This window comes from Collinsella aerofaciens (genome assembly GCF_039752775.1).
Classification (GTDB): domain Bacteria; phylum Actinomycetota; class Coriobacteriia; order Coriobacteriales; family Coriobacteriaceae; genus Collinsella; species Collinsella aerofaciens_R.
The window spans coordinates 1-13,351 of the sequence record NZ_JBDMGT010000016.1; the positions used below are offsets into that span (position 1 = coordinate 1).

9 protein-coding genes and 1 tRNA gene are annotated in these 13,351 nt (G+C 58.1%); 5 read left to right on the forward strand and 5 right to left on the reverse strand.

Going from position 1 to position 13,351, the window contains the following annotated elements; all coding sequences use genetic code 11:
• Positions 1-305 precede the first annotated feature (305 nt).
• The 4 genes from ABHR63_RS05590 to ABHR63_RS05605 all read right to left on the reverse strand — a co-directional run bounded on the left by ABHR63_RS05590 (position 306) and on the right by ABHR63_RS05605 (position 5,052).
• Positions 306-380, reverse strand: a tRNA-Gln gene (locus tag ABHR63_RS05590).
• A gap of 38 nt (positions 381-418) precedes the next feature.
• Positions 419-1,324: a peptidoglycan-binding domain-containing protein gene (locus ABHR63_RS05595; protein ID WP_022094145.1), complete on the reverse strand. Its 906-nt coding sequence runs from the start codon at positions 1,322-1,324 to the stop codon at positions 419-421.
• A gap of 138 nt (positions 1,325-1,462) precedes the next feature.
• Positions 1,463-2,476: a polyprenyl synthetase family protein gene (locus ABHR63_RS05600; RefSeq protein ID WP_260699342.1), complete on the reverse strand. Its 1,014-nt coding sequence runs from the start codon at positions 2,474-2,476 to the stop codon at positions 1,463-1,465.
• Between the two features lie 125 nt (positions 2,477-2,601).
• Entirely contained in the window at positions 2,602-5,052 is a 2,451-nt protein-coding gene (locus ABHR63_RS05605) for a PTS transporter subunit EIIC (RefSeq protein WP_346965199.1), read from the reverse strand.
• 229 nt (positions 5,053-5,281) lie between these two features.
• Here ABHR63_RS05605 and ABHR63_RS05610 point away from each other — a divergent pair, with 229 nt between their 5' ends.
• From ABHR63_RS05610 to ABHR63_RS05630, 5 genes are all read left to right on the forward strand, one after another.
• Entirely contained in the window at positions 5,282-6,001 is a 720-nt protein-coding gene (locus tag ABHR63_RS05610) for a GntR family transcriptional regulator (RefSeq protein ID WP_035137765.1), read from the forward strand.
• 306 nt (positions 6,002-6,307) lie between these two features.
• Positions 6,308-7,624, forward strand: a complete 1,317-nt coding sequence (locus tag ABHR63_RS05615) for an ABC transporter substrate-binding protein (protein ID WP_195544790.1) — start codon at positions 6,308-6,310, stop codon at positions 7,622-7,624.
• An 87-nt stretch (positions 7,625-7,711) separates the two neighbouring features.
• The gene (locus ABHR63_RS05620; protein ID WP_055285610.1) at positions 7,712-8,566 is read left to right on the forward strand and encodes a carbohydrate ABC transporter permease; all 855 of its coding nucleotides are present in this window, start codon (positions 7,712-7,714) and stop codon (positions 8,564-8,566) included.
• Positions 8,566-9,405, forward strand: a complete 840-nt coding sequence (locus ABHR63_RS05625) for a carbohydrate ABC transporter permease (RefSeq protein WP_022095055.1) — start codon at positions 8,566-8,568, stop codon at positions 9,403-9,405. Before ABHR63_RS05620 ends, ABHR63_RS05625 begins: the two co-directional genes overlap by 1 nt.
• A gap of 68 nt (positions 9,406-9,473) precedes the next feature.
• Positions 9,474-10,673, forward strand: a complete 1,200-nt coding sequence (locus tag ABHR63_RS05630; RefSeq protein WP_035137764.1) for an ABC transporter ATP-binding protein — start codon at positions 9,474-9,476, stop codon at positions 10,671-10,673.
• Positions 10,674-10,969: 296 nt separating this feature from the next.
• Here the strand turns inward: ABHR63_RS05630 and glgP are convergent, their stop codons facing one another.
• A complete protein-coding gene (gene glgP, locus ABHR63_RS05635) occupies positions 10,970-13,237 on the reverse strand; it encodes a glycogen/starch/alpha-glucan family phosphorylase (RefSeq protein ID WP_346965198.1) in 2,268 nt (755 codons plus the stop codon).
• Between the last annotated feature and the right edge of the window lie 114 nt (positions 13,238-13,351).

The following is a 13,351-nucleotide window of genomic DNA, read 5'->3' on the forward strand; positions in this document are numbered from 1 at the left end:
GTTTCCTGCTCTACAGTCCTGCTCACGACGGAGGCCACATTAAGTGGCCTCCTGTTCGTGCGGAACTCGCGATAAACCTAAGCCGGTGTCCCCGCTCTCCCGGGGCCTGTGGTTACCTGGTTGTTGCATGCGGCTCGCTTTTCGGAACTGGGCTGATATTTTCTTGATGTTAGGCGCTCTTGGTCCTAATGGGCTTGGGGCGCCTTCGCGTTTCCTCAGCTCTGCACCCTTGCGGGTTCGAATCCCTCCGCTTGCCCACAAGAAAGCGCCCTGGGCCGTTATGGGCTCAGGGCGCTCAATTTTAATGGCTGGGACGGAGGGATTCGAACCCCCAACAGCCGGCACCAAAAACCGGAGTTCTACCGTTGAACTACGTCCCAATGTGTGGTGTTGCCCAAAAACAACTCGTTTAGTTTACCTAATCTGCGAGGGCATCGCAAACGCCGTCGAGCAGGCGTACGGCGAGTGTCTGCGCGTCGCTGGCCGTGAAGGTGCCGTTGTAGCGCGTCATGCCCGTGAGCTCAATGCGAATGCGTGCCGGCTTCTGCTGCGCGGCGACATTGGCAGTGCGGATGCGCTGGGCCAGGTTGTGGCACTCGGCGAGGGCGATCGTGGCGCGCGGCGCTGCATCTGCGGGCAGCTCATCGCTTGCGATCTCGAGCACTAGGTCAACGTCGGTTGGGACCTCGGAGTCGCAGAGCATCATGCCGCTGTTGTCGGTCGTTGCCGTGGCGATATTCCACATGCGCGACGCAACGCTGCGTGCGATGGGGTCCTCGCCGATAACGGCAATCTGGAAGCGCTCGAGCACGTTGGCGGCGCGAGCAAAACCGATACGGGACTCGGCTTCGGTGACCGAGGGCTTGCCCTCCCACACATGGTGCAGGCGGTTGATGTAGGCGTAGGTGTCCTGGAAGGCCATGCCGTCGGCAAACAGGCCGACATTTTCCTGGAACTGCTGCAGGGCGGCCTCGGTATGCGGACCAAAGTAGCCGTCGTCTTCGCCACAGGCAAAGCCCAAAACGTTGAGAGCGCGCTGCAGGGCCTGCACATCGGCGCCATGGAAATTGGGCATGCGCAGATAGAGAGTGCGGTCGCCCAGCTTATACGAAGCGTCTACAAGGGCGCTCCAGCAGGGGATATCGACGGCATGACCGGCAGCAAGGCCGCTGTCGAGCCTGAAGGTGCTGACGGCCTGCTCAGTGGTGGCTCCAAAGTACTTGTCGGTGACTTCGGCGGCATCAATCGTGTAGCCGAGCTGTAGGAGACGAGACTGCACGTCTTCGACGGCTGCTCCTTGCATGCCCGTTGTAATAGGTTCCATGAACGAACCCCTTTCGGCGTACCATTCGTACTATTTGAGCGTCTGTCGGATAGACAACGCAAAGGGATGCATAAACATGCACTCAACAGTGTAGCAAGTTGTGCCTAAATACGCTGCTGACAGGTTTTATAACCCCCGTTAGTTAAGGCGCTCCACAAAGAAATCTGCCATGGAGAGGAACAGCTCGCGTGCGTGCGGATCAAGCTCAACGTTCTCGATGGCCGCTTTGGCCTTAGCGGTCAGGTCGAGCGCGTAAGTGTGGGCGTAATCGATGGAGCCGGTCTCCTGGAAGATCTCCACGGCGCGTGCGAGCTGCGCGGGATCATCGGTGCCCGAGGAAAGAATCGCCTCGACCTCGTCGTGGTGGCGCTCATCAGAGAGGGCGTGTACGGCGACAAGCGTGCGCTTGCCCTCGGTGATGTCGGTGCGGAAGTCCTTGTTGGCGGCTTCCTTAGTGCCGACAAGGTTGAGCAGGTCGTCCTGAATCTGAAAGGCGAGGCCTGTGTGTAGGCCAAAGGCGCGCAGCGCTTCGATTTGCTCATCGCTGCCGCCGCCGATAATGGCTCCGGCGGCAAGCGGCGTGGCTCCGCTGTAAAACGCGGTCTTGTGCGTCGCCATGTCCAGGTAGTCATCAACCGAGATATCAAAGCGCCCGTCACGGACCCAACCCAGGTCGAGCGCCTGGCCCTCGATGGTGCGAACGATCATCTCGGTAAGCTCGTGGAGCACGCGCAGCTTCACGTCGGACTCCAGCGTGGGGTCGTCGAGAACCGTCTTGGTGACCATGGTGAGCGCCAAGTCGCCGCAATTGATGGCAAGGCCCGTGCCCTCGGTAAGGTGCATGCAGGGCTTGCCTCGACGAAGCTGTCCGTTGTCGGCGATGTCGTCGTGGATCAGCGCGCCCGACTGGAAATGCTCGATGGCTGCCGCGGCGCTGCGGGCGCTCTCAAAGCTACCGCCCACTGCGGTTGCGGCGAGCATACAGATAAGCGGGCGGTGGCGCTTGCCGGCGTTGGCCGTAAAAGCCGAGAGCGGCGCATACAGGTAGCGCTCGATATCGGCAGAGGTCGCCTGTCCGTCAAAGAACGTGGCCAGATAGTCGTTAATCTGGTCAAAGTGCTGGGCTAAAAAGCTGGTAAACGGACTGGACACGGGTTCTCGCATTCTTTCTGAGGTTGCGTTGATGCAATATGCAGACAACATATTGCCACATTAGGGCGTTTGGCGCGGCAGTTTTGGCGATTTGGGACAACGGGCGTGCGTTTGATGGAGCGCGCCTAAATCAGCCCAAAATGCTCGAGCGCCGCAACGACACCGTCGTGATTGACGGTGTCGGTCACGTAATCGGCCTTATCCTTGAGATAGTCCGGCGCATTGCCCATGGCGATACCGACATCGACGGCGTTCATCAGCGAGACGTCATTGCTGGCGTCGCCGATGCCGTATACGGTTCCGTGGTGGGGATCGAGGGCGTCGAGTACAGACTGGATGCCCCCGCGCTTCGTGCATTCGCGGGGCGAGATTTCGGTTACCTCGAGTTCGAGCTCGTTAAAGCACAGCAGCGGCTCAAGTGCCTTATCTTGAGCGATGTGGTTGGCGAGTGATGTAGACATCAAGATCTTGTAGACACTGTAATGTTGCAGCTGCGTGACTGCGTCGCCCAGGGTGCGCGCGTATCCGGGAGCATCGGGCGCATCGGCACTCATGCGCACGACGCCGTTGAGGCCCTCAAAGCGGATGACCTCGCCCGATTGCTCAAGGTAGGGGGCAAGACGCTGCAGCATACTGGGCGTCATCGACAGATCGCGAATTGCGTGTCCGTTGATCTCGGCGTAACCGCCCGCAAGACAGACGATGCCGGTCCAGGGCAGCTCAAGAAGTTTGGGGTGGATGCAGCTCATGGTGCGTCCCGTGCAGATAAAGGCCATGTTGCCGTTGGCGACAAACTCGCGGATTGCCTGCGAAACCGCCTCGTTGGGATAGGGGGAGAGGTCCCGCTCGTCTTCGGGAAGGTCTTGGGCGAGCCTGGGGTCTTGCCAGGCGAGCGTTCCGTCGATATCGAAGAAGCAAATATCGCCGCGCTTATGGGCTGCGCTGGCGGCAGGGGAGGCCGAGGTGGTGGGCACAAATTCCGGCTCGAGGCCCATGATCTGGTCAAAATGCTCTTTAACGCGGAGAACGGAGATGCCGATGATCACCTGGGCGGTCTTGCCCGTAATGATGAGGCCCTTGGCGCCCACCGCGACAAACGACGCGTTATCTGCAACGATGGAAGGGTCTGCGACCTCGACGCGCAGGCGCGTGGTGCAGTTGGTTGCGCCCACGATATTGCCAACGCCACCTAAAAGCTGAATTACCCGCTCAGCGAGGACGTGATCTTGATCGGATCGACTGTCGACCTCGTCATTGGGGGATTGCTCTTTGGCAAAGTCGCTTCCCGTTAAACAATCGATTGCCGCGCGATTGGCAACATGATCCTCGCGGCCCGGTGTCTTAAGGTCATAGACCAAGATGAGTGCTCGAAAACTAACAAAAAAGATGAGGCTAAAGGCAAGGCCGATACCGAGCGCCAAAAGATAGGCACCGGCATGCGTGCGCATGAGCGGAATAAAGTTGAAGGCTGCCATCTCCATCAGGCCGCCCGAGAAGATGCCGACGATGCCAAAGAGATTCATGGTTGTGGCAAGGCAAGACGATAAGACGGCGTAGAGCAAAAAGAGCCCGGGGTGGGTGAACATAAAGAGAAACTCGAGTGGCTCGGTAACGCCGCAAACCACCGAGGCGATGATGGCGGGAGCAAGGATGACCCTGAGGCCGGCGCGGCGCTCGGGTTTTGCGGTGGAGTAGAACGCGGCTGCGATGGCGGGAAGGCCAAAGAGCTTGACCCAGCCGGTGGCGGTAAAACCGGCCCACGGCGCAAGTTCATTAAGGGGGCGCGTGCTATGGGAGAGGATGGGGAGCAAACTGCTCCACGTGGCGTAGATGCCGTCGTTAATGACCAGGTTGTCGTAGTAGATCGGCATGTAGAGCAGGTGGTGCAGGCCAAAGGGCTCGAGTGCTCGTTCTAAAAAGACAAAGATGCCCACGCCAAAGGGACCGACGCCTGCAAGCGCGTGACGCAGCGTATCAGTTACATCGTATACGTAGGGCACGATGGCGGCCGAGATAGCGGCAAGGGCAAACACGGCAAAAAAGCTGATGAGGTAGACCAGCGAGGAGCCCGAGAAGGTGCCGAGCCAATCGGGAATTTTGGCATCGTAGAAGCGGTCATGGATGGCGACGACGGTTGCCGATACCGCCAGCGGGCCGATAATGCCGGTGTCGAGCGTCTTGATGCCGTCGATGACGGTGATACCGCTGGCGGAGGTCAAAGATGACGGGTACTCAAATCCAAGGTTGTCTCCGCTCAGCTTAATGATCTCGCTCAAAAAGAAGCAGTAGGCAAAATAGGCGACGAGAGCCTCGAGGCAGCAACGAGCCGGTTGTTTTTGGGCAAGACCGATGGGCAGCGCTACGGCAAAAAGGAGCGGGAGGCGTTTAAAGACCGTCCACGAGCCGCGCTGGATGATAGCCCAGAAAACGTACCAAGGGGTTCCGTATACGGCGAGATCGCCGACGATGTCCGCAGTCGTTGCGAGAGCGGAGACGCCGACCATGAGGCCTGATATAGAAAACAGCATGGCGGGCGCGAACATTGCCCCGCCAAAGCGTTGGATTTTTTGCAGCATGTTCTGCCTTCCGAATATCGAGGCGCGTTGCGCGTGGGGAAACGTTTAAACAATGGATTCATTGTAGAGGACCAGACGATTGTCGTACCGGCAGTTTTGAGCGAAACCGATTTGGGCATGACAGAAACCGTCAACGGTTAAATCCTGTCGCTTTACCGATATTCGGTTTAAACAACTTTAAGAAATGCTATCGTGCCTAGCCGGAAATGAATAATGTAGAGGTGAAACAATGCCAAAAGCGATATACGAAGGAATCTACCGAGAAATACGCTCGCGCATCATTAATGGGACCTATGCGTTTCAGGAGATGCTGCCAACCGAAGCCGAGCTGACCGCGGAGTTCGGATGCACTCGCAATACCGTCCGTCGCGCCTTGGGTATGCTGGCCGACGGGATGTTTGTGCAGCCCATACACGGCAAGGGCGTGCGCGTTATTTGGCTTAAGGGCGAAACCGACATGTTGGGCGCACTCGAAGAGGTTGAGTCGTTTGGCGAGTTTGCAAAGCGCAACAATGCCGTTGCATCGACGGACGTTAAGTCTTTCGAACATCTGGTTTGCACCGAGCAACTCTCTCGTCACCTGGGCTTTAAGGTGGGCGAGGAGTTGATTCGCGTAGTGCGTGTCCGAAGCCTCAACGGCAACGCGCGCCAAGTGGACCATGGCTATTTTTTGGCGTCGATCGCCAAGGGCCTGACTCCCGAGATCGCGGCAGATTCTATTTACGGCTATCTGGAGCACAAGCGCGGTGTCAAAGTGATGGCGAGCCGTCGTACGGTGAGTGTCGAGCTCGCCAACGATGAGGACTGCAGCTATCTTGACCTCGGCAAATACAACTGCGTTGCCGTCATGGAGAGTCAGTCGTACACCTCGGATGGCATCTTGTTTGAGGTGACGCACACTCGCACACACCCCGAGATCTTCCATTACCGCGTCAATTCCAAGCGATAGCCGGCTAGCTCGCAGCCTGACGAGACTCATGGCCTCAAAGAGAAAACGCCCGGTCAAACCGACGGTACATCGGCTTGACCGGGCGTTTTCTCTGCATTCGATAACTAATAATTGTTTATACAAAACTTGTCAAGTATCAAGTTGAAATTACCGTTCACCGAAGTTTTTCTACCGCTCTAGTAATACTTGTTCAAACAACTAGCCAAATAGCGTATCGTTCAAATCAGCAAAAGGGGCAAAGTCCCCGAGCCAATCTCCGAAGGCGGCGGCAAAGGGTGCCGCCACGGTGTGAAAGGGTGGATTGTAATGAAGAACGAAATGAGCAGAAGGCAGTTCCTGGGCTTTGCTGGTTCCGCGGCTGCAGTTCTTGGTCTGGGCCTCGTGGGTTGCGGTGGTTCTGCCGGCTCCGGCTCCTCTGCTTCTGGTGACGCTGCCGAGGTCTACTTCCTCCAATTCAAGCCCGAGGTCGACAAGGAGTGGAAGGAGATCGCCAAGGCCTATAAGAAGGAGAAGGGCGTCGAGGTCAAGATCGTGACCGCCGCCTCCAACACTTACGAGGAGAAGCTCAAGTCCGAGATGTCCAAGAGCTCCGCTCCGACCCTGTTCCAGGTCAACGGCCCCACCGGTCTTAAGAACTGGAAGGATTACTGCGCCGACCTGTCCGATACCAAGCTCCGCGGTGAGCTCATTGACGACTCCCTGGCTCTGCAGTCCGATGGCAAGGATCTGGGTATCGACTGGGTCCAGGAGAGCTACGGCATCATCTACAACAAGCAGCTGCTCGAGAAGGCTGGCTACAAGGCCGAGGACATCAACTCCTTCGACAAGCTGAAGGCTTGTGCCGACGACATCCAGGCCCGCAAGGACGAGCTCGGCATTGAGGGCGCCTTCACTTCTGCTGGCATGGATGACTCCTCCAGCTGGCGCTACACCACCCACCTCGCCAACCTCCCGCTCTACTACGAGTTCGAGAAGGAGCACAACCAGGAGGACGACGAGATCAAGGGCGAGTATCTCGACAACTTCAAGCAGATTTTCGACCTGTATATCACCGACTCCACCTGCGATCCTTCGCAGCTTGCTTCCAAGACTGGCGACGACGCCACCAACGAGTTCGCAACCGGCAAGGCCGTCTTCTATCAGAACGGCTCCTGGGCTTACGCTGACCTCACCAAGGCCGGCATGACCGACGATCAGATTGGCATGATGCCCATCTACATCGGTGTCGACGGCGAGGAGAACCAGGGCCTGTGCTCCGGCGGCGAGAACTACTGGTGCGTCAGCTCCCAGGCTTCCGAGGATGCCCAGAAGGCCACCGAGGACTTCATGTATTGGTGCGTCACTTCTGACACCGCCACCAGCATCATCGCTGACAAGATGGGTCTGACCGCCCCGTTCAAGAGCGCCAAGGAAACCACCAACGTCTTCTCGCAGCAGGCCGTTGCCATGGCCAAGGACGGCAAGAAGACCGTCGCTTGGGACTTCGTCTACATCCCCTCTGAGGAGTGGAAGAAGAACCTCAAGCAGGCTCTGATTGCCTATGCTGCCGACAACAGCAAGTGGGACGGCGTCAAGAACGCCTTCGTCGATGGCTGGAAGACCGAGAAGGCTGCTTCCGAGTAAGTAGTTGCTGCCCAAGCTATCTGATTAGCGACAGGGGGCGGGCAGACGTTGGTTTGCCCGCCCCCTGCATATTGAAAGGACCCTTCTATGGGCAAAGCACTCAAGCGCTGGTGGCCGCTCTTTATGCTGCCCACGTGCCTGGCGTTTATGATCGGGTTCGTGATTCCCTTTATCCAGGGCTTCTATCTCTCGTTCTGCCAGTTTATTACCATCAACAATACGCACTTTGTCGGTATCGAGAACTACGTGCGCGCACTGTCCGATCCGCAGTTTGCCACGTCGTTCTTCTTTACCGTGGCGTTTGCCTTCCTGTCGACGGTGCTCATCAACGTGATCGCCCTGGCCATTGCGCAGGCGCTCACCCGCAAGGCGCTCAAAGGCACCAACATCTTCCGTACGATCTTCTTTATGCCTAACCTGATCGGCGGCATCGTGCTGGGCTACATTTGGCAGATTCTGATCAACTGCCTGCTCTCCAACGTGGGCGCCCAGCTCATCGCTCTTAACTCTGCTGCTGGCTTCTGGGGCCTTATCATCCTGACCCTGTGGCAGCAGGTCGGCTACATGATGATCATCTACATCGCTGGTCTGCAGTCCATTCCGTCCGATTACATCGAGGCCGCCAAGGTCGACGGCGCTACGGCATGGCAGACGTTTTGGAAGGTTAAGATCCCTAACCTGATGCCGACCATCACCATCTGCCTGTTCCTGTCCATCACCAACGGCTTTAAGCTGTTCGACCAGAACCTCGCCCTTACCGGCGGCGCCCCCGCGCACTCCACCGAGATGCTCGCCCTGAACATCTACAACACGTTCTATTCGCGTGCCGGTATCGCATGGCAGGGCATTGGTCAGGCCAAGGCGGTTATCTTCTGCATCCTGGTCGTGGCCATCTCCATGATCCAGCTTAAGGCCACGAGGTCCAAGGAGGTGCAGCAGTAATGAAACGCGATAAGGTTATCAACCGCGCGCTCTCGATTTTCTTTACGATCCTGTCGCTCGCGTGGATCTACCCCGTGTTCATGATTGCGCTTAATTCTTTTAAGAAAGCGACCGCAATCAGCACCACCACGGCATTCGATCTGCTCACGCCCGAGACGTTCAACGGCCTCGCAAACTACATGCACGCCCTTAACGAGCAGGGCTTTGCCTCGGCATTTATGTACTCGCTCATCATCACGGTCACGTCGGTCGTGCTGATCTTGGTGTGCTGCTCCATGTGCGCTTGGTACGTGGTTCGTGTCAACAACAAGATCTCGAACTTCTTCTATTACCTGTTCGTGTTCTCGATGGTCGTGCCGTTCCAGATGCTCATGTTCACGCTGTCCAATTTGGCGGACCGCATCGGCTTCAACACGCCGTTCAACATCTGCTTTATCTACCTCGGCTTTGGCGCGGGCCTGGCGGTCTTTATGTTCGCCGGTTTTGTAAAGAACATCCCGCTCGAGATCGAGGAGGCGGCCATGATTGATGGCTGCAACCCGGTCCAGGTGTTCTTTAAGATCGTCCTTCCCATCATGAAGCCCACCTATCTTTCGGTCGGCATCCTCGAGACCATGTGGGTCTGGAACGACTATCTGCTGCCCTACCTTACGCTCGACTCCACCAAGTACAAGACCATTCCTATCTTGATCCAGTACTTCCGCGGCGGCTACGGCCACGTCGAGCTCGGCCCCATGATGGCCTGCATCATGATGGTCGTTATCCCCATCGTTATCATGTACATCCTCTGTCAGAAGTACATCATCGACGGCGTGGTGGCAGGTGCCGTCAAGGGCTGATGCCGTAACTGTTTTGCAAGTTTCTGCGGCGCCCCTCAGCGCGGCGCCGCATATCGAAAGGTAGAGACATGGCCGAGATCGTTCTCAAACATGTTCAGAAGGTGTATCCCAACAACGAGTCAAAAAAGAAGGGCTTCTTTGGCAAAAAGAAGAAGACCGAGGAGAAGAAGCACAACCTCAAGGTTACCGAGGACGGTGTGCTCGCTGTAGAGGACTTCAACCTCACCGTTCACGACCAGGAGTTCGTCGTCCTCGTTGGCCCCTCTGGCTGCGGTAAGTCCACGACGATGCGCATGGTCGCCGGCCTGGAGGACATTACCTCGGGCGATGTGCTCATCGACGGCAAGCGTGTCAACGACGTGGCGCCCAAGGACCGCGACATCGCCATGGTGTTCCAGAGCTACGCTCTGTACCCCAATATGACGGTGTACGAGAACATGGCATTTACGCTCGAGCTCAAGAAGGTTCCCAAGGACGAGATCGACCGCAAGGTTCGCTCTGCTGCCGAGATTCTGGGCATTACCGAGTACCTCGACCGTAAGCCCAAGGCACTCTCCGGCGGCCAGCGCCAGCGTGTCGCTATCGGCCGCGCCATCGTGCGTGACCCCAAGGTCTTCCTGATGGACGAGCCGCTGTCCAACCTGGACGCCAAGCTTCGTAACCAGATGCGTGCCGAGCTCATTAAGCTGCGCCACGAGATCAAGGGCACGTTCATTTATGTTACTCACGACCAGACCGAGGCCATGACCCTTGGCGACCGTATCGTGGTCATGAAGGACGGCGTCGTCCAGCAGATCGCCACGCCGCAGGAGGTCTTCAACCATCCCGCGAACATCTTCGTCGCCGGCTTCATCGGCGTGCCGCAGATGAACTTCTTCGATGCCCAGCTGGTGCGCTCGGGCAACGGCTTTACCGTCAAGACCGAGGATATGAACGTGGCACTCGCCCCCGAGACTTGCGCTCAACTTGCCCTCAACTGGGACGGCGGCGACGTGAAGGAGATTACGGCCGGCGTGCGTCCCGAGCAGATCCTGCTTGCTGACAAGGGCGAGGAGGGCGCGCTCCAGGGTACCGTCGAGGTGACCGAGCTCATGGGCTCGACCGAGCATGTCCACGTGACCGCTCCCGACGGCCAGTTTGTTCTGATTATCCCCGTCGTCGACCTCGAGGCCAAGGGCGCGCTCAAGGCTGGCGACACCATCTGGTTCAAGTTCGAGAAGAACGCGACCCACCTCTTCGATAAGGTCTCTGGCAAGAACCTTATCTAGGCCCGGTGCATCCAGGCCCTCCCTTTGGGCGACTGCGGTATTGCCATCCTTTTGCCGCGGTCACATATAAGGCTCCCCTCCCGTCCACTGGGCGAGAGGGGAGCCTTTCTTTGTGTTGGGGTTGTCTGGCCGGTCGTTTGTCTCGATCTGTAACGGGTAGGGCCGTTTTGATTGAGTAGTTGTTACAGATCGAGATTGTTTGGCCGAGTTGGGTCGCAGGGTAACGTGCGGGCACAAAAAACGGAGCCGTGTTGCCACGACTCCGTTTCTCAGGAGGATGGGTAAGGGAAGCGAAATTAGTTCAGGTGCCAGATCTCGTCGTTGTACTGGGAGATGGTGCGGTCGGACGAGAAGGTGCCGGCGTTGGCGATATTGATGAGCGCCTTGCGCATCCAGGCGTCCTGGTCCTCGTAGTCGGCCAGCACGCGCTCCTTGGTTTGGATGTACTCCTCAATGTCGAGCAGGGCCATAAACCAGTCCTTGCCCTTAATGTCGTCGTGCAGGCGCTGCAGGCGCTCGGCGTTGCCGGTCGCCATAAAGGCGGGGTTGGTGATAAAGTCCACCAGCAGCTTGATACCGGGCTTGCGGTAGAGCACACCGGCGTCATAGGTGCCGTCGGCATAGAGCTGCTCGACCTGTTTGGACGAGGCACCAAAGGTATAGATGTTCTCGTCGCCCACGAGCTCGGCAATCTCCACGTTGGCGCCGTCGAGCGTGCACAGGGTTAGGGCGCCGTTGAGCATGAACTTCATGTTGGATGTGCCGCTCGCCTCCTTGGAGGCCAGGCTGATCTGCTCGGAGATATCAGCGGCGGGGATCACGCGCTCGGCGGCGGTGACGTTGTAGTTCTCGATCATGACAACCTGCAGGTAGGGAGCTACGTCGGGGTCGTTTGCAATCCACTGCGACAGCGTCAAGATCAGATGGATGATGTCCTGCGCGATAGTGTAGGCAGGCGCCGCCTTGCCGCCAAAGATGATGGTGACGGGGTGCTTAGGTCTGTTGCCGTTCTTGATATCGAGGTACTTCCAGATGATGTAGAGCGCGAGCATCTGCTGGCGCTTGTACTCGTGGATGCGCTTGACCTGGACGTCGATGATGGCGTTGGAGGGAATGGTCACGCCCTGCTCGAGCGCCATGAACTGGCGCATGATGGCCTTGGCCTCGACCTTGGTGGCGGCCAGGCGCTCAAGAACATCCTTGTCGTCGGTGAACTTGGCGAGTTTGCTCAGATCGCCGGTGCTGCGCCAGTCGGTGCCGATCACATCGTCGAGCAGGCTGGCGAGCGCGGGGTTGGCCCCATGGATCCAGCGGCGGAAGGTGATGCCGTTGGTCTTGTTGGAGAACTTCTCGGGATAGATCTCGTAGAACGGATGAAGCTCGGTGTCCTCCAGGATCTTGGTGTGGAGGGCGGCTACGCCGTTGATGGAGAAGCCAAAGTGGATGTCCATGTGGGCCATGTGGACGGTATCGTGTTCGTCGATGATGGCGACGCGCGGGTCATCGTGCTCGGCCTTCGCGATCTCATCGAGCTTGACGATAATGTCGGCGATGGCAGGGGAGACCTTCTGCAGGCTGGCGAGCGGCCACTTCTCGAGCGCCTCGGCAAGAATCGTGTGGTTAGTGTAGGCGACCATGGAGCGTACGATGGTCACGGCCTCGTCAAACTCGATGCCATGCTCGGTGGTGAGCAAGCGAATGAGCTCGGGGATGACCATGGTGGGGTGCGTGTCGTTAATTTGGACCACGGCATAGTCGGCCAGATCGTGCAGGTTGCTGCCGCGCTCGACGGCCTCGTCGATCAGGAGCTGGGCGGCGTTGCTCACCATGAAGTACTCCTGATAGATGCGAAGTAGGCGGCCCTGCTCGTCGGAATCGTCGGGGTAGAGGAACAAGGTGAGGTTCTTGGCGATCTCGGTCTTGTCGAAGTCGATGGAGCTGCCGGGGACCAGGCCGTCGTCGACGCTCGCCAGGTCGAACAGGCGCAGGCGGTTCTTGGTGGGCTGGCCGTAACCGGGCACATCGATGTTGACGAGCCTGGAAGTAACGGCAAAATCGCCGAACTCGACGGTGTAGGAGCGGTCATCGTCGACTAGGATGTCCTGCTCACCGAGCCACTCGTCGGGGACGGCCTTCTGCTGGTTGTCGACAAAGCGCTGACGGAACAGACCGTAGTGATAGTTGAGGCCCACGCCATCGCCGGTCAAGCCCAGCGTGGCGATGGAATCCAGGAAGCACGCGGCCAGGCGGCCCAGGCCGCCGTTGCCGAGCGACGGCTCGACCTCGAACTCCTCGATCTTGTTGAGGTCGTGGCCTGCGGCGGTGAGCTGGTCCTTAACCTCGTCGTAGATGCCGAGGTCGATCATATTGTTGATGAGCAGCTTGCCGATCAAAAATTCGGCGGAAATGTAATAGAGCTTTTTCTTGCCGTTGTTGAGCGGGCGGGCGGCGGAGCGCTCCTGCACGAGTTTGACCAGCAGCTTGTAAATGCGACGGTCGCCGAGCTGCTCGAGCGAGGTGCCAAAAGACTGCTCGGCGAGTTCCATGAGGTTAATTCGGGGCATGTTTTCTCCTGTGATGGGTTGTTTCATGTCTGCAATTCATAAGAAGCCCGCGCGAGGGGATTGGGGTGGCCTCGCGCGGGAAAAGCAAGCGCGTCCGCACGGTGGGGAGGGGTC